At 37.1% G+C, this 20156-nt stretch carries 22 protein-coding genes and 1 pseudogene; 7 read left to right on the top strand and 16 right to left on the bottom strand.

Annotated features, from left to right (window positions below; all coding sequences use genetic code 11):
• Window positions 1-97 precede the first annotated feature (97 nt).
• The 4 genes from PREBIDRAFT_RS01165 to PREBIDRAFT_RS01150 all read right to left on the bottom strand — a co-directional run bounded on the left by PREBIDRAFT_RS01165 (window position 98) and on the right by PREBIDRAFT_RS01150 (window position 2274).
• Entirely contained in the window at window positions 98-712 is a 615-nt protein-coding gene (locus PREBIDRAFT_RS01165; RefSeq protein WP_004336556.1) for a tetratricopeptide repeat protein, read from the bottom strand.
• 20 nt (window positions 713-732) lie between these two features.
• Window positions 733-1293 carry a peptide deformylase gene (gene def, locus PREBIDRAFT_RS01160; RefSeq protein WP_004336554.1) on the bottom strand — a complete coding sequence of 187 codons (561 nt, stop codon included), beginning with the start codon at window positions 1291-1293 and terminating at the stop codon, window positions 733-735.
• A 63-nt stretch (window positions 1294-1356) separates the two neighbouring features.
• Window positions 1357-1776, bottom strand: a complete 420-nt coding sequence (ruvX, locus tag PREBIDRAFT_RS01155; protein WP_004336552.1) for a Holliday junction resolvase RuvX — start codon at window positions 1774-1776, stop codon at window positions 1357-1359.
• 3 nt (window positions 1777-1779) lie between these two features.
• Window positions 1780-2274 (bottom strand): SPOR domain-containing protein, encoded by a 495-nt coding sequence (locus tag PREBIDRAFT_RS01150; protein WP_004336550.1) that lies wholly within the window; start codon window positions 2272-2274, stop codon window positions 1780-1782.
• 232 nt (window positions 2275-2506) lie between these two features.
• Between PREBIDRAFT_RS01150 and PREBIDRAFT_RS01145 the strand changes: the two genes are divergently transcribed.
• The 3 genes from PREBIDRAFT_RS01145 to PREBIDRAFT_RS01135 are packed head-to-tail and all read left to right on the top strand — an operon-like array spanning window position 2507 to window position 3410.
• Entirely contained in the window at window positions 2507-2725 is a 219-nt protein-coding gene (locus PREBIDRAFT_RS01145; RefSeq protein WP_004336548.1) for a YtxH domain-containing protein, read from the top strand.
• 9 nt (window positions 2726-2734) lie between these two features.
• The gene (locus tag PREBIDRAFT_RS01140) at window positions 2735-3088 is read left to right on the top strand and encodes a hypothetical protein (protein WP_004336546.1); all 354 of its coding nucleotides are present in this window, start codon (window positions 2735-2737) and stop codon (window positions 3086-3088) included.
• Between the two features lie 13 nt (window positions 3089-3101).
• Window positions 3102-3410 (top strand): hypothetical protein, encoded by a 309-nt coding sequence (locus PREBIDRAFT_RS01135; protein WP_004336545.1) that lies wholly within the window; start codon window positions 3102-3104, stop codon window positions 3408-3410.
• 93 nt (window positions 3411-3503) lie between these two features.
• On the opposite strand, the gene PREBIDRAFT_RS01130 is transcribed toward PREBIDRAFT_RS01135, so the two are convergent.
• Together PREBIDRAFT_RS01130 and pheT are read right to left on the bottom strand one after the other, a co-directional pair.
• Window positions 3504-4232, bottom strand: a complete 729-nt coding sequence (locus tag PREBIDRAFT_RS01130; RefSeq protein ID WP_004336542.1) for a YebC/PmpR family DNA-binding transcriptional regulator — start codon at window positions 4230-4232, stop codon at window positions 3504-3506.
• 22 nt (window positions 4233-4254) lie between these two features.
• Entirely contained in the window at window positions 4255-6723 is a 2469-nt protein-coding gene (gene pheT / locus PREBIDRAFT_RS01125; RefSeq protein WP_004336541.1) for a phenylalanine--tRNA ligase subunit beta, read from the bottom strand.
• A gap of 159 nt (window positions 6724-6882) precedes the next feature.
• Here pheT and PREBIDRAFT_RS01120 point away from each other — a divergent pair, with 159 nt between their 5' ends.
• Both PREBIDRAFT_RS01120 and PREBIDRAFT_RS01115 read left to right on the top strand, forming a co-directional pair.
• Complete coding sequence (locus PREBIDRAFT_RS01120; protein WP_004336540.1) at window positions 6883-8079, top strand: C1 family peptidase; 1197 nt, start codon at window positions 6883-6885, stop codon at window positions 8077-8079.
• 116 nt (window positions 8080-8195) lie between these two features.
• Window positions 8196-10163: a KUP/HAK/KT family potassium transporter gene (locus PREBIDRAFT_RS01115; protein WP_004336539.1), complete on the top strand. Its 1968-nt coding sequence runs from the start codon at window positions 8196-8198 to the stop codon at window positions 10161-10163.
• A 64-nt stretch (window positions 10164-10227) separates the two neighbouring features.
• On the opposite strand, the gene PREBIDRAFT_RS01110 is transcribed toward PREBIDRAFT_RS01115, so the two are convergent.
• The 5 genes from PREBIDRAFT_RS01110 to PREBIDRAFT_RS01095 all read right to left on the bottom strand — a co-directional run bounded on the left by PREBIDRAFT_RS01110 (window position 10228) and on the right by PREBIDRAFT_RS01095 (window position 15357).
• Window positions 10228-11784, bottom strand: coding sequence for an IS1634 family transposase (locus PREBIDRAFT_RS01110; RefSeq protein WP_036875431.1), 1557 nt, complete (start codon window positions 11782-11784; stop codon window positions 10228-10230).
• 229 nt (window positions 11785-12013) lie between these two features.
• Entirely contained in the window at window positions 12014-13492 is a 1479-nt protein-coding gene (locus PREBIDRAFT_RS01105; protein ID WP_004336909.1) for a Do family serine endopeptidase, read from the bottom strand.
• 411 nt (window positions 13493-13903) lie between these two features.
• On the bottom strand, window positions 13904-14155 hold the full coding sequence (locus PREBIDRAFT_RS01100) for a hypothetical protein (protein WP_155114391.1): 252 nt from the start codon (window positions 14153-14155) through the stop codon (window positions 13904-13906).
• Window positions 14156-14466: 311 nt separating this feature from the next.
• Complete coding sequence (locus PREBIDRAFT_RS11780) at window positions 14467-14595, bottom strand: hypothetical protein (protein ID WP_262497946.1); 129 nt, start codon at window positions 14593-14595, stop codon at window positions 14467-14469.
• A gap of 114 nt (window positions 14596-14709) precedes the next feature.
• Entirely contained in the window at window positions 14710-15357 is a 648-nt protein-coding gene (locus PREBIDRAFT_RS01095) for a DUF4923 family protein (RefSeq protein ID WP_004336911.1), read from the bottom strand.
• A gap of 186 nt (window positions 15358-15543) precedes the next feature.
• On the opposite strand from PREBIDRAFT_RS01095, the gene PREBIDRAFT_RS01090 reads away from it, so the two are divergent.
• Window positions 15544-16782, top strand: a complete 1239-nt coding sequence (locus PREBIDRAFT_RS01090; protein ID WP_004336912.1) for a GTP-binding protein — start codon at window positions 15544-15546, stop codon at window positions 16780-16782.
• Window positions 16783-16863: 81 nt separating this feature from the next.
• Here the strand turns inward: PREBIDRAFT_RS01090 and PREBIDRAFT_RS01085 are convergent, their stop codons facing one another.
• Window positions 16864-17823: a glucosaminidase domain-containing protein gene (locus tag PREBIDRAFT_RS01085; RefSeq protein ID WP_004336913.1), complete on the bottom strand. Its 960-nt coding sequence runs from the start codon at window positions 17821-17823 to the stop codon at window positions 16864-16866.
• Between the two features lie 114 nt (window positions 17824-17937).
• On the opposite strand from PREBIDRAFT_RS01085, the gene PREBIDRAFT_RS01080 reads away from it, so the two are divergent.
• On the top strand, window positions 17938-18294 hold the full coding sequence (locus PREBIDRAFT_RS01080; RefSeq protein ID WP_004338981.1) for a 2-amino-4-hydroxy-6-hydroxymethyldihydropteridine diphosphokinase: 357 nt from the start codon (window positions 17938-17940) through the stop codon (window positions 18292-18294).
• A gap of 88 nt (window positions 18295-18382) precedes the next feature.
• Here PREBIDRAFT_RS01080 and rplT read toward each other — a convergent pair whose 3' ends face one another.
• From rplT to PREBIDRAFT_RS11925, 4 genes and pseudogenes are all read right to left on the bottom strand, one after another.
• Window positions 18383-18727 (bottom strand): 50S ribosomal protein L20, encoded by a 345-nt coding sequence (gene rplT / locus PREBIDRAFT_RS01075; RefSeq protein ID WP_004336915.1) that lies wholly within the window; start codon window positions 18725-18727, stop codon window positions 18383-18385.
• 38 nt (window positions 18728-18765) lie between these two features.
• Window positions 18766-18963 (bottom strand): 50S ribosomal protein L35, encoded by a 198-nt coding sequence (gene rpmI, locus PREBIDRAFT_RS01070; protein ID WP_004336916.1) that lies wholly within the window; start codon window positions 18961-18963, stop codon window positions 18766-18768.
• A 117-nt stretch (window positions 18964-19080) separates the two neighbouring features.
• Window positions 19081-19764 (bottom strand): translation initiation factor IF-3, encoded by a 684-nt coding sequence (infC, locus tag PREBIDRAFT_RS01065; protein ID WP_004336917.1) that lies wholly within the window; start codon window positions 19762-19764, stop codon window positions 19081-19083.
• Window positions 19765-19954: 190 nt separating this feature from the next.
• A pseudogene (locus PREBIDRAFT_RS11925) lies at window positions 19955-20077 on the bottom strand (IS982 family transposase); the annotation flags it as partial.
• Window positions 20078-20156 lie beyond the last annotated feature (79 nt).

Below are 20156 nucleotides of genomic sequence, written 5' to 3'. Positions count from 1 at the left end.
TTAAAGCTATTTATACACCAACAAATATAATACTTATATTAAATATTATATTATATTTTACTAATAACCAATAAGTTATTCTTTAAAAAGTACAGAATTACTTTAACTCTATAGAGATTTTAGAATTTAAATTAGATGCGGATTTAATAAAAGGAAGAAATATTTTTTGATGATATTCTTTTTTCTTCTTAGGTACACGATTATTATTTATATCATCTAACAAATCTTTTGCTTCTGAGAAATTTTTCCAGCGCATAATAATTTTAGAAAGTTCTCTTTTAGCTTCAGCATTCTTTCCTATTTGATAATAGCAAAAAGCTCTATTAAACAAATAATCCCTATTAGTTTTATCAAGAACTAATGCTTTTGTATATGCCACAATAGCACTGTCATACTTTTCTTCTTTGATACAAGTCATAGCATAAAGGTCATAAATATCAGCAATATAAGGTTGAAGTTTTAAAGCTTGCTTACTATCTTCCTCAGCACCTTTAAAATCTTCCAAATGATATTTTGCTTTTGCCATCATGTACCAAGCCTCATAAAGTTGAGGCTTTAGGCTCACTATGCGCATACCTATTTGCATAGAAGTAACATAATAGCCTTGATCTAACTGTTGTTTTCCCTCCTCTAATAATTTTTTGATATTATATTGAGCAGAACTTGATAACGAAAATAAGAACATCAAAGCTATTATGCCACTTCTTAGCATTATTCCTCGTAAAATAAAAATTACCTCGTTGGAGTCTTTACACGATACCTACAGTTTACCTTTCCCTGTAACATCGCCTTCATCTTGTTTTTAATCATCTGTTTACGGAAAGGCGAAACTCTATCTGTAAAAACCTTACCTTCTAAATGATCAAATTCATGTTGGATAACACGAGCTAAGAAACCATCAACCCACTCATCATGATGTTGAAGATTTTCGTCAAGCCATTCTATATGTACACGCTTCGCACGTTCTACTTTTTCATGCAATCCTGGCAAAGAAAGACAGCCCTCTTCCATAATTTCGGTCTCGGTATCATCAAATTCTAAGATATGTCCATTAATAAAAGCATGCTTATAATCTTTATACTCAGGAAAGGCATCTGACATAACATCAAGATCTATAACCACGACCCGAATAGATTTACCTATTTGAGGGGCAGCTAACCCAACACCATCGCTAGCACTACAAGTCTCAAACATATTTTGAATTAGCTCTTGTAAGTCTGGATAATCTGTAGGAATATCTTGAGCTACTTTTCTTAATACAGGTTGCCCGTATGTATAAATTGGTAAAATCATTTATTATCCTTTATTCTTTATTTCTTATTATAATTGCATATACACACAAAAAAGGAATGACACCTACATTCCTTTTGATCTCATAAAATCTTGTAAGATAATGGTTGCAGATATTTCGTCTACCAATCCTTTATCTTCTCTTCTGGTTTTCTTTTTAACTCCTCCTACTATCATTGCTTGATGGGCTATTACGGAAGTAAAGCGTTCATCATAAAATTCTATTGGTATGGTGGGTTGCACTTTCTTCCACCTATTAGCAAACTGTTCCACACGAACAAAGTTCTCACTCGGCTGTCCATTAGCTTGTATAGGCTTTCCTATTACTATCTTATCAACAGCCTCACTCCTAATATAAGCCACGAGATAATCGTATAGTTCAGATGTAGGAACAGTCGCCAATCCATTTGCTATGATGCGTAATGGATCAGTGACTGCTATACCTGTACGTTTTTTTCCGTAATCTATTGCAAGGATTCTACCCATGCTTTACTTAGCAAGCAACCATGCGTCGGGGTATGTAGCACGTAGTTGGTTACGACTCTGCACAGCAGAAGCTTTAGAATCATAGCTAGAAGCAACTACACGATACATATTATTACCACTATTGTAGGCTACTTGTGCATCATAACCAGCACTCTTTAAGCGACCTTGCAAACCTTCAGCATTTGCTTTAACGCCAAAAGAACCTACAACGACACTATAGTTTTTCAATCCTGCACCATTTACAACTGCTACATTCTCACGACGAACTGGTTCGTTGTCATAATTATCTTGCACACGAGTTTCAGTAACAGGAGTAGTCTCTACAGGAGTTACAACAGGTGTTTCATTTTCTGTTGTTGTGGTGGTAGTAGTTACTGTTGTCTGATCTTGTGCCTTAGCCTTTTCGTAAGCCTTTTTGTAAGCACTCTCGCTTGATTTACAACCAGTAAATGAAACTGCAACTAATAGGGCACCGCCCAAAATCATTATTTTTTTCATAATCGTTGTTTTTATTGATAGATTATACCTTATTTCATATTTAAGTAATTGTTGCGAAATTACAAATTAAGTATCAAACATCGGAAAGTAAGCTACATAAAGATTGTTAAATAAAGAAATTGTTCCATTTTTAATAGAAATTACGCTTTTATCCTTTGCGATTATAAGAAAGAATGAGTATATTTGCCATTAACATCATAATATTATTATTCACTTATTAAAATTAGAGACAATGAAAACATTAGGTTATTTGTTCGCTTTTATTGGCGGCGCTATCGCTGGAGCAGCAGTAGGACTGCTAGCAGCTCCTGAAAAGGGTGAAGATACTCGTAATAAAATATCTAGTGCTGTAGATGATTTCTGTCAAAAACACGATATTAAGTTAAGTCGTAAAGAAACTGACGATTTTGTACAGGACATTAAGGAAGCAGCATCTTCTGTTATTGATTAATAAAAAGATATGTTTTCAAACGATAAGAACATTGAAACAATAGCGCAACTAGGAGAAGTGCTTAAAAATTACATCGGGCTTCAGACAGAATATGTGAAGCTCGATGTAGTTGAAAAAGTCGTTAAGCTCTTAACGGCTATCACTTTAACAGTTGTTTTTATTACACTATTTCTTATTGCTTTGATTTATTTTTCATTTGCTGCAGCCTACGCTTTAGAAGCTTTATTAGGATCACTTATTTGGAGCTTCTCAATTATTGGTTGCACTTATGTTGCAATATTTTTCTTTACCCTAATTTTCCGTCATACGTTGATAGAAAAGCCTTTAGTAAAATTCTTAGCAAGTTTGCTATTAGCTAAATAATCAGAACAAGTATATGGGTTTAAACATATTTTCCTCGAATACAAATGAATATCGCTCTTTGAAAGATATTCGCTTGCGTAAAGCTGAGCTTAAATCTGAAATTTTGAAGGATAGCAGCAAGATGCAAACTATTTGGAATAGTCTTGTTCATACACCTAAAGACAACACTACCCCTACACAACGCTTTACCAATATGTTTACTACAGGTGCAAACGTTGTAGATGGTTTAATGCTTGGCTGGAAACTTTATCGAAAGTTTGGCGGGCACAAGAAAATAAGCAATAATAAAAAAGGTTTCTTCGGCTGGAAGAAAAAGAAATAGTATTATCACACCACACTATAATAAAAGTAAAAGTGGATTGCTCTTCTAAGGAATGGCAATCCACTTTTATATTGTATAATAAATAGCCCTAAACTATTCTGCTGGCTTCATATTAGTATATACATTTTGTACATCATCGAAATCTTCAAGACGTTCTACCATCTTATCAATTGTAGCACGCTCTTCTTCCATAACCTCCTTTAAATCGTTAGGAATGCGAGTAAATTCGGCTGAAGTAATTTCGAAACCATTTTCTTCTAAGTGTTTTTGGATTTCACCAAAGCTTGTTGGCTCACCATAGATAGTGATTTCGTTTTCTTCCTCATCTTCATCAAACTCATCTTCTACGCCATAGTCGATCAGGTCAAGAATTAGTTCTTCCATATCCACCCCCTCTTTTTTCTTAAAAGAGAATACAGCCTTATGGTCGAACAAGAAACTCAAAGACCCCTGCGTTCCCATGTTACCATTAAACTTGTTAAAAATAGAACGAACCTCACCTACTGTTCGCGTTGTATTATCCGTCAAGGTTTCCACAAACACAGCTATGCCGTGAGGACCATATCCTTCATAAGTTACTTCCTTATAATCGCTCGTATCCTTACCCAGTGCGTTCTTAATAGCACGCTGAATATTATCCTTAGGCATATTCTCACGCTTACAAGTTGCTATGATAGCACGCAAACGTGGATTATTCTCAGGTTCAGGGCCACCTGCTTTAACGGCGATAGCTATTTCCTTACCTAACTTAGTAAATGTACGAGCCATGTGGCCCCAACGCTTTAGTTTTGTCGCTTTGCGATATTCAAATGCTCTTCCCATGGGAATAAAAAATATTATTTTATTAACGGAGTTCTGCTCCGAGTTTTGTTGTTAAGTTCTTAATTAATTTTTGCATGATAGCATCAATAGCTTTATCATTTAAAGTTTTTGTTGCATCTTGAAGAATGAAATTAACGGCATAACTCTTCTTGCCTTCTGGTAAGTTCTTACCCTGATATACATCAAATAATTCTACCTTTTTTAACAATTTCTTCTCTGTTTGACGAGCAATCTCTTCAATTTGTGCAAACTCTACGGCGTTATCTAGCAACAATGCCAAATCACGACTAACCGCAGGATATTTAGAAAGTTCCTCAAACTGAAGCTTATTCTTACGAATAATTTTCATTAGTTCAGTCCAGTTAATCTCTGCAAAGAACACCTTTTGAGCTATTTCCATACGCTTCAATAAAGCAATACTCAATATACCCATTTCCACAATTAGCTTACCACCTCGTGTTTTTAGTGCAATTGCTTTATCAAATATATTATTATCTGAAGCCTCACTTACAAGTACTCCTTGCTGAACACCTACACGGCGAAGAATATTCTCTACATACGCTTTCAGTTCATAGAATGTACTTTCCTCATTAGGATGTACCCAAGAACCTTCAATGTGCTTACCTGTTAGCCACAATGCCATGTGATATTCCTGATTGTATGCCTTTATAGGACTATCTTCTGTATATTTATCTTGTGTGAATTTGTAAACATTACCCACCTCGAAGAAGCGAAGATTAGTAGCCTTACGGTTAATGTTATGTGCAAGGCTCTCGAGTCCACCAAACAATAAAGTTTGGCGCATTACACCAAGATCAGCCGATAGAGGGTTCATTATCTTTACAGCCTCTTCCCAAGGATACTTATTCAAGCCAGTTTGCTCGTAATAAGAAGCTTTCGTCAATGAGTTATTCAATATTTCAGAGAACCCTGCACCTACCAGTTGTTCGCTCACTACGTTCTCGCGATGATAGTTCTTATCAGCTTCTTCAGCTATTGTCAAAGACGATTTTAGTGTAGTAGGGATCTCTACATTGTTATATCCATAAATACGCAAAATTTCTTCTACCACATCACAAGGACGCTTCACATCTACACGATAAGCAGGAACAAGAAGATCAAGCCCCTCTGTATCCTCTTTATCTATCTCCATTTCAAGAGAAGTTACAATATTTTTTATCGTATCTGTGCCAATCTGCTTTCCTATCAAGCGATCACAATATTCATAATTCAATCGAACTGGAAAATCAGCCATCGGAGTTGGATACTCATCGCAAATCTCCATACTTATCTTACCACCAGCCAATTGCTTACATAAGATAGCAGCTTGTTTCAAAGCGTAAACCGTTCCATTAGGGTCAATACCACGCTCAAAGCGGAAACTAGCATCAGTAGATAAACCATGACGGCGAGCACTTTTTCTTATCCATGTTGGATGGAAATAAGCACTCTCCAAGACCACATGTTTTGTAGTTTCGTAGGTTCCACTACCCTTACCACCGAAAACACCAGCAATACACATTGGCTCTTTCTCGTTGCAAATAGCCAAATCGTGTTCACCAAGGGTGTGTTCTTCACCATCAAGGGTAATAAATTTTTTACCTTCGTTTTTATCTTTTACTATAATGTGGTTACCACTTACCATATCTGCATCAAAGCAGTGCATAGGTTGCCCATAGGCCCACATTATATAATTAGTAATATCTACAATATTATTAATAGGGCGCAAACCTATTACGTTCAACTTGTCTTGCAACCATTTTGGACTTTCTTTCACTTCGCAATCAGTTACACTCAAACAAGCATAACGGCGACAAGCATCCGTATTTTCGATGGTAACCTTAATAGGCAAGTCGTGATTATCTACATAAAAAGCATCACATGAAGGGCGATGTAAGCTAGTTTCATAACCATTTTGCTTTAACCATGCGTACAAATCGCGCGCCACACCATAATGGCTCAACGCATCGGCACGATTAGCAGTAATATCAATATCAATTACCCAATCACTATCTAGTTGGTAATATTCTGCTGCGGGCTGACCTACAGGAGCATCTTCAGGCAATACAATGATACCATCATGCGAAGTACCTACACCAATTTCGTCTTCGGCACATATCATACCAAGGCTCTCTACACCACGAAGCTTACTTTTCTTGATAACAAACTCTTTATCGCCATCATAAAGCACACACCCCAAATCGGCTACTATCACTTTCTGCCCAGCGTCCACATTAGGAGCACCACAAACTATCTGCTGCGCTTCACCCTTACCGAGGTCAACAGTAGTAACATGTAAGTGATCAGAATTTGGGTGCATTTCACAAGTAAGCACCTTTCCAACGAATAGCCCTTTTAGTCCACCACGAATGGTTTCTACTTCATCCAATGAACCCACCTCCAAACCAGTTGAGGTTAAAGCCTCAGCAAGCTTTTCTGGGGTTAAACTAAAATCTACATATTCCTTTAGCCATTTGTATGATATCTTCATTATCTATAGATGTATTATTAATTTCGAAATTCATGCAAAATTACTAAAAAAGTCAGATATAGCAAAAATTGTATGACATATCCTTCAATTTTCTTTCTATAGATTTGTCTTATCATTTTTTTCTGTATCTTTGCGTTAAAAACAATCTATTTTATAACAATGAAAAGATACTTATCCCTTGCACTTACTGCTATAACACTAATAGCAAACGCACAAAGTACAGAAAACAAATGTACAGCCGACTTCCAGTTTACAACCATTAAAGCAAATGCTATCTCTCCTATCAAAAACCAATATAAGAGTGGTACTTGTTGGTGTTATGCCACACTAGGCTTCTTTGAAAGCGAGATTATCAAAGCCACTGGCAAGACCTACGATTTAAGCGAGATGTTTGTTGCCAATAAAAATTATCTCGATGAAGCTATCTTTCATACACGCATGCACGGTAAAAGTCGTTTCTCTGAAGGCGGTAGCGCCGATGACGCTCTCGAAATGATCCAAACCTACGGTGTTGTACCCGAAGATGCAATGGCAAAACCGGGATCATTGGTAGGAGATAGCCTTGCTAACTTTGGTGAATTTTTCCCTTGTCTTGAGAAATATGTTGCCACAATAGCCGAAGAAGAACATGAAGAGTTGAGTCCTGCGTGGCAAAATGGTGTACAAGGCATTATTGATGCTTATATGGGAAAATGTCCCGAACAGTTTACCTATCAAGGCAAACAATACACCCCAAAATCATTTGCAGCATCGCTTGGACTAAACTGGGATAACTATGTAAGCATTACTAGTTTTACGCATCACCCTTTCTACAAACCATTTGTAATCGAAGCACCTTATAAATGGCGTATGAAACAAAGCCACAATGTGCCATTATCGGATATGATGAAGATTATCGACGATGCCATTGATGCTGGTTACACCATTGCTTGGGGCGGTGATGTTAGCGAAGATGGCTTCACACGCAACGGCTTAGCAATCGATATAGATAACAGTAAAATGCAATCAATGATAGGATCGGATGCAGCACGCTGGCTCAAGCTCTCTAAAACAGAACGTGCTAATAAGATTGCTGCATTAGGTGCCAACACACCTGAAGTTACCGCTACGCAAGAACGCCGCCAAAAACGTTTTGATAATTGGCGCATGACATACGATCATGTTATGGTGATCTATGGCAAAGCAAAGGATCAAAATGGAAGAATATACTATATGGTCAAAAATTCATGGGGTACTAATAACAAATACAATGGCACGTGGTATATGTCGCGCAACTTCATTGCAGACAACACCGTGTATATTTTCCTCAACAAAAATGCCATTGGAAAGAAGATGTTACAGCAGATCAATCTTTAATATATAGGGCGGTAAAGGAGTTATCATTGCATAAATATTTTCTAGCAATGATGCTCTTTTTCCCTTACTTATACCTACCTTTGTGCTCAGTTTATATGAATTTAGGATAAAGAAAAATGGACACAAATTCTTCTCATGCCAATAAAGCCAACAAGTTGTCTTTATTAGGCATTATGGTTACGCTAGGTATTGTATTTGGTGATATTGGTACCTCCCCACTCTATGTAATGAGTACTATTGTGAGAGCCTATCCACAGTTTGATACCAATTATATTATAGGTGCTGTATCATGCATTATTTGGACACTAACCCTACAAACTTCTGTAAAGTATGTGCTAATAGCACTAAAAGCCGACAATCATGGTGAGGGGGGAATATTAGCACTCTATGCACTGCTACGAAAGCATCGTCGCCGCTGGCTCTATATTGCAGCTATCATAGGGGCAAGCACCTTAGTAGCCGATGGCATTATTACCCCTTCCATTACGGTAGTCTCGGCTATAGAAGGTTTACAAGCCTTCTCACCTGAAACGCCAGTCATTCCCATTTGCATCGCTATTATCTCTGTACTATTCTTCATTCAGCAGTTTGGTACTAACTTAATAGGAAAATCGTTCGGTCCTATTATGTTCGTATGGTTTTCAATGTTAGGACTTGTGGGTATTATCAACTTGCCTCACCACATTGGTATCTTGAAAGCCTTTAATCCTTATTATGCTTTCGAATTATTACTGCATAACCCTGAATGGTTCTTAATACTTGGAGCAGTATTCCTTTGTACTACGGGTGCTGAAGCATTATATTCTGACCTTGGGCATTGTGGCAGAAAAAACATTACTATCAGTTGGCTTTTTGTTAAGTCAATGCTTATCCTCAACTACCTTGGACAAGGAGCATGGATCATTGCACACAGAAATTTGATTACCGATGGTATCAACCCTTTCTATGCCATTGTCCCAAAAGAGTTTCTAATGGTGGGCATTATCATGGCTACACTGGCTGCCGTTATTGCTAGTCAGGCTTTGATAAGCGGATCGTTTACTATCTTTAGTGAGGCTATGAACCTTAATTTTATGCCACGCTTAAGAATAAAATATCCTACCCAAATTAAGGGTCAACTGTATATCCCACGTGTAAATGCTTTCTTATACCTTTTCTGTATCATTACCATTTTGGTGTTTGGTTCTTCTAGCAAGATGGAAGCTGCTTACGGACTATCTATCACGATTACAATGCTTATGACCACCTTACTCCTAGCGTTTTATCTACGTATGAAAGGGACTAAAAAAGCCATTGTCATAACCTTTGCCAGTGTATTCCTTACCATTGAAAGCTTCTTCTTTATAGCCAATCTTTTTAAGTTCTTCCATGGCGGATGGTTTACCATTATGCTGGCAGGTATTCTTTTTGGCACTATGTATATATGGTACACTGCACAAAGAATCAGAAATAGCTATATGGAGTTTCATCCTATTAAGCAATATTTTGATATTATATCCGACTTAAAGCACGATGACACGCTACCTAAGTATGCCACCAATCTCGTATATGTCAGCAAGTCGGATAGCGCTGATATGATTGAGAATAAGGTTATTTATTCCATTATCCATAAACAACCCAAACGTGCTGACCACTATTGGCTATTCCACTTTGAGTATGTCGACGAACCAGAAACACTTGAATATACTTTTGAGCCACTCATAGAAGATACGCTTTTCCGCATTAATGTGCGCATTGGTTTCCGTGTGCAACCCTTCCTCACCGTTTATTTACGTAAAGTGATTGAAGATCTTGTAGCTGAAAAGAAATTTAATATTATCAGTGGTTACAAGTCGCTAGCAAAACGCAACATGGCAGGCGATTTCCGTTTTATCATCGTCCATCGCATTTTTTACGCAGCAAGTTCTAAAAACAAGATGCAAAACTTTATGATGATGCTTTATGCTATTATAAAGCATATTGGTATTCCTGATGTAAAATCATTGGGTCTTGATACTAGCAACACAACGGTAGAGAATGTTCCGCTCATCGTTAATCACATCTCAAGACATATACATACGCTAAAGAAGCAAGAAAAAGTTTAGCAAAATAAGCAGAAATAACAAGTAAAATCCCTATCAGCGGAGTGTTTTTAACCACCTGACTTCGTCATTGCGTCACCCAAAAATCCTCATCAAATAGTTTAGCTATTTTCTGATGCCTTGTCATCAGCATTGTTTGTGTATAAACCTCCTTGTTCAGAGGTAGCTTGATTTGTATCGTTGTGATTGTCTTTGCCAATGCAAGCACCTTGTCTACGCTCATCTTAATCTCTGAGGTCTTCAGCATACGCTCCAATTCCTTGTATACTTTCAAAGCCACGAAACAGATACATATATGGGCCTCGATTCGTTTGCGTGTAAAATGGAACATGGGACGTATCTCTATCTTTGATTTTGCTATACGGAAAGCCCTTTCTACATGCCAAAGGTTGTGATATGCCGTGTATACATTCTGTATCGGCATATCCGTATTGGTGATATATCCTTTTAGGCCGTCCCATTTGGAGTCGTCGGCAACACGGTCATAGTTGATGGCGACTTTCACTTCACCATCCATGGATAAAAACTTATTGTAGCCTCTTTTGTTGATGTTGCCTTTAGTGAGCGCACCATGCTTGTAAGCTTTTTCTAACCTGCGTATACCTTTTTCGCGGTTATAGGCATCTTTCTTTGCACGATCATCAGTATAGCCGACCAAGAGACGCCGTCCGCCTCCTTTGTCATATTCAACCATCTGGCAGTCGCGCTTGGGCTGTTCCAGTATCCAGTTCTTGACCTCCTGACTTTCATTCTTTATCTTCGCACCTATTATATACTTGTAGCCATGCGATTCAAGTTCCGCTATGTTGGCATTGTTCATCAGACCGGAATCTGCCACCACAACGAAGTTTTCCAATCCGTATTTGCTTACAAACTCGTTTATCGTCGGCAGCATCGTATGACCCTCATATTTGTTGCCTTCATGGATGCAATAGGCAAGCGGATAGCCACCAAGGCTGACAAGCAGTCCAAGTATGATTTGAGGATTACTGTGACGTCCCTCTTTCGAGAAACCTGTCTTTCGTAATTCATCCTCATAATCTGCTTCAAAGTAAAGTGTGGTGACATCATAGAATAACACGCCGATATTGCCACCAAACAGTTTAGCGGTATGGTGCACACTTATATCCTGTACAATTTCGTGCTGATGGTCGCTAAGCTTGTCAAGATAGCGATAGATTTTTGAGAGATCCACATCTTCGTCAAAATGGTTTTTCAGGTATTCAACCGTGGCAGCCTTGCTCGTCGGATATGCCAGGCGGGCTTTCACGAGCTTGCGGAACACTTCGTCGTCAATACGGTTGAAGCCAATCCTGTCAAAAGTGCGGTCCAATATCAAGTCGCATCCGTTGAGAAGGATATTGCTGACATTGGACAGAACACGGCGAACCTCTTCACGCTCGCGGTCGCAGGCCTCACGTTCCTCGCCGAATAGATCAAGCTGGGGATGGCGGCGTAAATTCTCTCTAGTAATCCATTCTTTTGCTTCATTCACAAGATTTTCGACCTCGTCTTCATTATATGCTACTCCAATTGTGGCAAGTTCCTTCATTTTACCTCCAATTTTCTCGACAACAATAACTCCAATATTGCCGGAACGATGTCTTTTCTTTCTGACAAACATAGTTAAAAAACCTTTTGCGTCACCCAAAAACAGGTGACGCAAAGATACAAAACTTTGTTTATCAATTAGTTGTAAAATACGTATTTTTTGAGTGACGAAGTCAGGAAAAAGTTTAGCAAAATAAGCAGAAATAACAAGTAAAATCCCTATCAGCGGAGTGTTTTTAACCACTCACCTGATAGGGATTTTCTTTATAACGTTATGACCCTTTTAAGAGCCAATATCGACTTTATTCTGACAAAGGCACAGCAAAATAGCCTTTCTTACCTGTTGGGTAAATACCCTGAATGTAGAGAACAGGATCTTTGCTTGTCGACGACTTCTTCACAATAGCTTGCAAATCGTCAATGGTCTTAACAGGATTGTCGTTTACATTCTGAATAATATAACCACGAGGAATACCTGCTTGTTTCAACGCACCACTGCTTACCTTCATTACTTCTAGTCCATAGCTAATACCAAGTTGTTGTTTTAGAGTCTGACTAACAGGACGGAACTGACCACCTAACACATCAATATCAGCTTGCTCAAGAAGTTTTGTAGTACCTTGTGCATTTTTTAGAACGATTGTCTTTGTGATACTTTTCTTATTGCGAAGATAGGTAATATTAGCCTTATCGCCAGGACGTTTCGCATTGAGTGCCTGCTGTAACTCTGCCATCTTGGTTACCTTTGTGCCATCAAATTGGGTGATAACATCGCCTTTCTGCAAACCTGCTGAAGCTCCATTACCTTCTTCATCTACCTTATCAACGTAAACTCCCTCATTGGTACCCAAATCCACTGTCTTGCCTTCTTCCTTCTGAGCGTTGATATAGTTGAGAACGTCGCCACCTTGAATACCTAGCATCACACGCTGTACACTGCCATACTTTTTTATATCCTCTACCACCTTTGTCATAATAGAAGTAGGAATAGCAAAACCATAACCACTATACGAACCTGTCTGAGAATAAAGCATAGCATTAATACCCACTAGCTCGCCTTGCGTATTGACAAGTGCACCCCCAGAGTTACCCGGATTAATGGCTGCATCGGTCTGTATAAAACTCTCTATACCACCATGTGTAGCACCAAGACCACGCGACTTAGCACTTACAATACCTGCTGTAACTGTAGAACTTAGGTTGTAAGGATTGCCTACAGCGATAACCCACTCGCCTACCTTCAACTTCTCGGAATCGCCAATAGGAAGAGCTGGTAAGTTTTTTGCATTGACCTTTATAAGCGCAAGATCGGTTTGCTTATCTGTTCCTACTATCTTCGCATTATACTCACGATTGTCGTTGAGGGTTACGGTGAGTTCGTCGGCACCTTCCACAACGTGATTATTAGTTACTATATAGCCATCCGATGATATGATAACACCACTACCTGTAGCTTGTCGTTTAGGAGTTTGTATTTGCTGACGACGTGAACCACCTTGTCCACCTTGGAACTGATCGAAAAAGCCGAAAGGATCGAAGAAGCCACCAAACGGATCTTCTTGCACATCAACGGTCTTCGTCTTTGAGTTCTGTACATACTTAATATGAACTACTGCAGGGAGTGCTTTCTCCGATGCGTATGTTAAATCGACTGGTTGACCAGGTCCGGCTGTTACTGAAGAAAACACTGGAGCGGCATAAACCTTCATAAATGCGCCTGTTGATAAGGCGAGGGCGGTAACACAAGTTGCGCCTACAAGAATTTTTGATAAGTTCTTCATCTTAACTCTATCTTTTTTATTTGTTATTTTCGATATTTATTTTTTCGTACTTCGAACGCGTTATACCTCAATTGCTGGGGTTTGATAATGCAAATATAAAGGTAAAAAACGTAATAAGCCTAAAAGCATACTTGTATTTATTCGATTTTAACAGTTTGAATTTAACAATTAACGGCATTTAAAGTACACAAAAGATAATTTTAAATTCGTTTATACTTGCTATTATGTTAATAAAATAGCGAAGCCACCTTAATATATAAGTAAAAAATTAAGTTAACACAAGATGCGAACAAAAGAAAAACAAAATATGTATAAACAAAAATTCGCCGCCATTCCTTTGTGAAATGACGGCAAACCGAATAATATATCTTCTTGCACATTATAGCGTGCTACTGATTGAATAGTAATTTGTTATGGATTAACCGTTTGCACCAAACGAACACCGTAACCACCATCATTAGTATTATAGGTAAGTGTGATAAATTCGTCTCGATTAAAATTAATGTGTCCGATATACGAACCATTTGAAGTAGTACTCCAATAATTAAGATGTGAGTTTAGCTCAACAACAGAAACGGTTGATCCACTTGAATATACATTTCTAGAACCATTTGCAGGGAGAAATACTGCTCCTGAATTAAGAAACTTAGTTTTTGATAGCAAGTTATTTTTGCCGTTAATAGCAAGATTTTTCCTATTTTTCAGAGGCAAGACTTCCCTTTGATTGTAAAACTAATTCTTAACCTCTATCCCATACATCAGCTTTTTAATTGCAAAAGGCTACCTTTTATGATGTAAAAGGTCATCTTTTACGCATTAAAACATCACCTTTTGCATTGTAAAACATCACCTTTTGCAACTATATGTCTATCAGTTTGTTATAGCTAATATTTTAACGAGAAGCACTTTTTATAAAGTAAAATTATTTCATAAGCTAGACCTCTCAATGACTCAGCAGGAAAAAGGTAGGAGAATTATCTATACTTGCTAAACAGTAGAGAGATAGTACCCTTATCCAATTGATCAGATGTGTTGTTATCCAATTGGATAACAACTTCGTCCATAACATCCATAACAAACATATAGAGACAGATAATTATCATTTATCCATTGGATAAGGGGACGGGTAATTATCAACTCTCAATTTTCGGATCAGCGGATAGAAAACGGAATACTTTATAATATTCCGCTTGATGCTTTTTCTATAAATAGTAAGCTTACTTCGTAAGATTAAAACCTACACGCATCCCATCATAGTTCTTTGACAGATCACCAATAGTAGATAAAGTAGCATTTCCACTAAATTTAGCTACAGTTTGGAATAAAGTTAAAATTTTCTTTGATTCAAAAGTCAGCTCTATTCCATTGGTATTCTCACGTACATAACCGTTTAAATTAAACAGCAAAGTATTCAATGTAAGCATCTGTGTTGATTCATTCAATACCCAAGTACCAACTAAAGGTTTACCGTCTATTTTTGCTTTGAATGTTTTATTTTTATTAAAAGTAAACACGGTATTACTACTTGTAATACCTACTTTCTTATATTGTGTCATCAAATTACTCTTTATCTTTGCTGCTGCAACCTCTCCACCAACACTTAGTAACAGGTTGTCTGAAACAAAAGATATACCCGGCTCATTATACTTCCATGTACCTACAAGACTTTCTGCTGTAATTTTATTGAGACCTGTTACTGAACCTAAGACATCTCCAAGTGTTGATCCCTTTGTTGCTGAACTGAGAATATCTCCCAAGATACTATTCGACTTTTTCTTAGTACTAGTAGTTGATGTACTTTGCGCAAGAGTAGTTTGCACACCTAATGTTACTGCCAAAGCAGTTGCCATAAATACTTTTTTCATTTGCTTATTCTTTTATTTTTTATAACTTCTCTAATAATTATACAAAGATAATAGAATTATCTTACCCAACCAATAAATATTTATGTATTGGCATTTATTAGCACTTATACTTCCTTTTTTGTGGCACAAAGTTTGTATCTTTACATACATAACAACAAAATAGATAAAAAATATTTATAACAGAATATGGAAAAAATAGAAACTCCTGTCCTTTTGCTTACTGGTTATCTTGGAAGCGGAAAGACTACTCTCGTAAACAGAATACTCTCAAATGAGAAAGGAATAAAATTTGCCGTTATTGTTAACGACATAGGTGAAGTAAATATTGATGCTAACCTTATAGAAAAAGGTGGTATTGTAGATGAGAAAGATGATTCTTTGGTAGCACTCCAAAATGGATGCATCTGCTGCACACTAAAAATGGATCTTGTACAACAGCTTAATGAAATCATATCACAACATAAATTCGATTATATTGTTATCGAAGCTAGTGGAATTTGTGAACCTGCTCCTATCGCTCAAACCATTAGTGTATATCCACAGATGTACCCAGATATGGCAAAAGAAGGTGTTGCAATAATAGACTCTATCGTTACCGTTGTGGATGCAAAACGTATGTGCGACGAATTTTCTGCAGGCAATACACTTATGAAGAAAGATCTTGGCGAGGACGATATCGAAAACTTGCTTATCCAGCAAATAGAGTTCTGCAATACTGTATTACTAAATAAAGTGGATGAAGTAAGCAAGACAGAACTTCTAAAAGTAAAAAACATCATACATGCGCTTCAGCCTAATGTAGAAATTATTGAATGCAATTATGGAGATGTAGAACTATCTAAAATTATAAATACAAAGGCTTTTGATTTTGATAAGGTGGTAACATCACCAGCATGGATAGCCGCCATTGAAGGTGAAGAAACTCACGATCATGGTCATAAAGACGATGATCACGATGAACAACATCATAATCATGAGAATAACCATCATCATGGACATCACCACCACCATCATGGAATAGAAAATGAAGAAAGCGGAGAGGCTTTAGAATATAACATTCAGACCTTTGTATATTATGCTCGACCAGCTCTCGATATAAATTTCTTTGATGACTTTGTGGCTCGCAAATGGCCTAAAGAAATTATCCGTTGTAAAGGTTTATGCTATTTTGCTTCAGAACCCGATATTTGCTACGTTTTCGAGCAAGCAGGTAGGCAAGTAGAATTACGCAATGCTGGTCAATGGTATGCTACAATGCCACAACAAGAACTCAACGAATTACTCAAAAACAATCCTAAAGTTGCTAAAGACTGGGAAGAACCTTATGGAGACCGCATGCAAAAGCTAGTTTTTATAGGTCAAAATCTTGATGAAACTGCAATCCGCAAAGAATTAGATCTTTGCTTGAAAAAAGAGGTAAAATAGTAGTTGATACTATCAAATATAGTTAGAAGCCCCTTAAATGCTAATGCGTTTAAGGGGCTTCTATCTTGTATGCACAACAAATTAATAAAGGATGACTTGATCACCAATATGCAATCCATTCTCTGCTAGTTGCTTATTCTTTTTTACCAAACTCTTCAAGCGTATACCATATTTCTGCGCAATATCGTATAAACTCTCTGCTCGGCGCACCGTATAAAGACGACCTTTGAAGCTTTTCGGTGCTTTTTTCCTCTTCTTTTGTAACCAAATAAACTCACCTGGTTGTAATTTATCCTTCTTCTTACGCTCATTGTATTTAGCCAACTTATGTGCACTAATCTTCAATTCTCTCGATAATGACTTAAAGGTATCCGATGGGCGAACAACAATATAGTAATTATCATTATACTTATGTAGAGTATGAGCTCCTCTCTCCATAACCATATCATTACCATTAAAGATTGGTTTTCTACTAGAAGGATTAGGCTTATCACCGCTATGCTTCACCATAAAGCTATCATAACTAGTAGCATTATCATATTGATACAACTGATAAAGCTCTATAATATTAATAAGATACTGCGCATAAGAAGGATTTGTAGCGTAACCAGCTTTCTTCAATCCGTATGCCCACCCTCTATAATCGGTACGACTCAACTGGAACAAGCTGCTATAACGAGGACGATTTTTTAAGAAAAGACAATGGTCTTCATAACTTTCCAAAACGGTGTTATACGCTCTGAAACATTCCCCTCGAGCATCATCATCATGATAAACAGTTCTACCTGTCCAACCATGACATTTAATACCAAAGTGATTATTACTACGTTGTGATAAATTACTCATACCAGCACCGCTCTCTAATAACCCTTGTGCCAAAGAGATACTTGCAGGAACACCATACTCTAACATACCCTGAATAGCCACATCCTTATACTTGTTAATATATGACTGGTAAGTTTGATTCCACTTTATTTGCTGCGCAAATGCTGAAAAACAACTTAAACAAAAGGAAAAAGCTATTAAAAGAAATCGTCTCATCAAGAAATAATTATAGTTATCGTTACAAAATTACAAGAAAACAAATACATTCTACACACTATTTGTCTTAAAAACTCACAAACATTTAAAAACTTATGCTTATCTTTGCCTATTATGAAGGTTAAGATTTCATTAGGATCGAATATAAATCAAACAGATAATATTTGTAAGGCTAAGAAACTACTCGCAAATATATTTCCAGATATTCAGTTTTCAAAAACTATCTGGACTGATCCTATTGGTATTAAATCCGACAAATATCTCAACTGTACAGGTAAACTAACTACTACCCTATCGAAAAAACAACTCATCTTAATACTCAAAAAGATAGAGCAAACAATGGGCGATAATCATACCAACCATAAGCTTGGAAAGATTATAATAGATATAGACCTTAACATTTATGGAACAGAACTTGTAAAGCCCATTATTTGGCAAAACAATCACTCTGACGTACATGCGAAAGCATAATAGAAATGATCTCTTAATAGTTCTATATAAAAAAGGTTGCAAATCAATAGATTTACAACCTTCTTCTTTATATCGTTTTAACCGATATTTATTTTACCTTATCAACGATAGCCTTGAAAGCCTCCTGATTGTTAGCAGCGAGGTCAGCAAGCACCTTACGATTGATTTCGATACCGTTTTTGTGAAGAGCTCCCATCAATTGGCTGTAGCTCATATCATATAGACGAGCAGCAGCGTTGATACGCTGAATCCACAAAGCACGGAAATTACGCTTCTTATTACGACGGTCACGATAAGCATAAGTCAAACCTTTTTCATAGGTATTCTTTGCTACCGTCCAAACGTTCTTACGAGCACCATAGTAACCCTTGGTTTTCTTAAGAATCTTAGTTCTCTTTGCCTTAGAGGCAACATGATTCACTGATCTTGGCATAGTTTTTCTTTCCTTTTAAATGTTGTTTGACTAAATAATTAACGAAGATTTAGCAAGTCGCGTACCTGCTTTAAGTTTGTCTGATCTACCAAGGTAGTACCAACAAGATTTCTCTTCTGCTTCTTTGTTTTCTTAGTCAAGATATGACTATGGAAAGCGTGACGACGTTTGATCTTTCCAGAACCGGTGAATGTGAATCTCTTCTTTGCGCCGGAATTTGTCTTTTGCTTTGGCATTTTTTAAAATTTTAAAAATTAATATTTATTACTCTGTGGCAACGTATATACCAGGACGTTACGCACAAGTCGTCTGCTTATTCCTCACTACAAATAGTCAGAAACTTGCAAACATTTTTATTCTTCTACATTTAATTTCTTAAGAGCATCAGCACCATTCTTTGCATTAGCAAATAAGCCTCCGTCTGTAGCAGCCTGCTCTTTGTTAGCTTCTGCTGCCTGCTTAAACTCGGCATTAGCTCCTTCGCGATCACGTTTCTGCTGGCTCTTCTTGACCGTTCCTGTTTTCTTTGGTGCTAGGTATAAGAACATCTTCTTTCCTTCAAGCTTTGGCAACTGTTCTACCTTGGCTAGCTCTTCTAGATCGTTTGCAAAGCGCAGCAATAACACTTCACCCTGTTCTTTGAAAAGGATAGAACGACCACGAAAGAAAACATAAGCACGAACCTTATTTCCTTCATTTAAGAACTCTTGGGCATGTTTAAGCTTAAATTTATAGTCGTGCTCATCAGTCTGAGGTCCAAAACGAATTTCTTTAATTTCTTGCTTCACCTGCTTCTGCTTCATCTCTTTCTGATGCTTCTTCTGCTGGTAAAGGAATTTAGAATAGTCGATAATTCGACAAACTGGTGGTTGTGCATTTGGAGATATTTCTACAAGATCTACACCCTCATGCTGAGCTAATTCTAAAGCTCTACGTGTAGGCATTACTTCTGCACCATCATCACTAAGAACACGTACCTCTTTAACGCGAATTTGCTCATTCACGCGGTACTGCATTTTCATTTTGTCATTCTTCATTCAACTATTTTAAATTGTTTGTTTTGTATTAAACGGCTGCAAAGTTACCCATTTTCAGCGGATTACCCAAATAATTCTACCTTTTTTCGTCTAAAAAAATATAACTTAAAGCTGATTAGTGGCTATATATCCTTTCTAAAAACATTTTATATCTGAATTAAAAGCATTCTTTTAAAACCCGTTGGCGGGATTAAGCTAGTGCATACTTGACTCTTCCAATGGGTTTATTATTAATGTGATTTAAATATTGCATTGCGGTAAACGCATTGATATTTCCTGTGCCATACGTTTTCTTATGGTATTTGCATATAAGTTATGCATACGGATTATTAAACTTAAAGTTTTTGATATCAATAAGTTACAAATAAATTATTGTATGTACAACTTTTCTT

Source organism: Prevotella bivia DSM 20514 (genome assembly GCF_000262545.1).
GTDB lineage: Bacteria > Bacteroidota > Bacteroidia > Bacteroidales > Bacteroidaceae > Prevotella > Prevotella bivia.
The sequence above is the reverse complement of the archived record's forward strand: the minus strand, read 5'-3'. Positions and strand labels throughout refer to the sequence as shown.

Excerpts from the sequence above, each read along its gene's own strand:
- def (WP_004336554.1), bottom strand. The coding sequence starts at position 1,293 with ATGATTTTACCAATTTATACATACGGGCAACCTGTATTAAGAAAAGTA.
- PREBIDRAFT_RS01130 (WP_004336542.1), bottom strand. The coding sequence starts at position 4,232 with ATGGGAAGAGCATTTGAATATCGCAAAGCGACAAAACTAAAGCGTTGG.
- PREBIDRAFT_RS01140 (WP_004336546.1), top strand. The coding sequence starts at position 2,735 with ATGTTTTCAAACGATAAGAACATTGAAACAATAGCGCAACTAGGAGAA.
- infC (WP_004336917.1), bottom strand. The coding sequence starts at position 19,764 with ATGAAGAATGACAAAATGAAAATGCAGTACCGCGTGAATGAGCAAATT.
- PREBIDRAFT_RS01095 (WP_004336911.1), bottom strand. The coding sequence starts at position 15,357 with ATGAAAAAAGTATTTATGGCAACTGCTTTGGCAGTAACATTAGGTGTG.
- PREBIDRAFT_RS01110 (WP_036875431.1), bottom strand. The coding sequence starts at position 11,784 with ATGTTTGTCAGAAAGAAAAGACATCGTTCCGGCAATATTGGAGTTATT.
- PREBIDRAFT_RS01090 (WP_004336912.1), top strand. The coding sequence starts at position 15,544 with ATGGAAAAAATAGAAACTCCTGTCCTTTTGCTTACTGGTTATCTTGGA.
- PREBIDRAFT_RS01120 (WP_004336540.1), top strand. The coding sequence starts at position 6,883 with ATGAAAAGATACTTATCCCTTGCACTTACTGCTATAACACTAATAGCA.
- rplT (WP_004336915.1), bottom strand. The coding sequence starts at position 18,727 with ATGCCAAGATCAGTGAATCATGTTGCCTCTAAGGCAAAGAGAACTAAG.
- PREBIDRAFT_RS01135 (WP_004336545.1), top strand. The coding sequence starts at position 3,102 with ATGGGTTTAAACATATTTTCCTCGAATACAAATGAATATCGCTCTTTG.
- PREBIDRAFT_RS01145 (WP_004336548.1), top strand. The coding sequence starts at position 2,507 with ATGAAAACATTAGGTTATTTGTTCGCTTTTATTGGCGGCGCTATCGCT.
- rpmI (WP_004336916.1), bottom strand. The coding sequence starts at position 18,963 with ATGCCAAAGCAAAAGACAAATTCCGGCGCAAAGAAGAGATTCACATTC.
- PREBIDRAFT_RS01150 (WP_004336550.1), bottom strand. The coding sequence starts at position 2,274 with ATGAAAAAAATAATGATTTTGGGCGGTGCCCTATTAGTTGCAGTTTCA.
- PREBIDRAFT_RS01105 (WP_004336909.1), bottom strand. The coding sequence starts at position 13,492 with ATGAAGAACTTATCAAAAATTCTTGTAGGCGCAACTTGTGTTACCGCC.
- pheT (WP_004336541.1), bottom strand. The coding sequence starts at position 6,723 with ATGAAGATATCATACAAATGGCTAAAGGAATATGTAGATTTTAGTTTA.
- PREBIDRAFT_RS01115 (WP_004336539.1), top strand. The coding sequence starts at position 8,196 with ATGGACACAAATTCTTCTCATGCCAATAAAGCCAACAAGTTGTCTTTA.
- PREBIDRAFT_RS01080 (WP_004338981.1), top strand. The coding sequence starts at position 17,938 with ATGAAGGTTAAGATTTCATTAGGATCGAATATAAATCAAACAGATAAT.
- ruvX (WP_004336552.1), bottom strand. The coding sequence starts at position 1,776 with ATGGGTAGAATCCTTGCAATAGATTACGGAAAAAAACGTACAGGTATA.
- PREBIDRAFT_RS11780 (WP_262497946.1), bottom strand. The coding sequence starts at position 14,595 with ATGATAATTATCTGTCTCTATATGTTTGTTATGGATGTTATGGACGAA.
- PREBIDRAFT_RS01085 (WP_004336913.1), bottom strand. The coding sequence starts at position 17,823 with ATGAGACGATTTCTTTTAATAGCTTTTTCCTTTTGTTTAAGTTGTTTT.
- PREBIDRAFT_RS01165 (WP_004336556.1), bottom strand. The coding sequence starts at position 712 with ATGCTAAGAAGTGGCATAATAGCTTTGATGTTCTTATTTTCGTTATCA.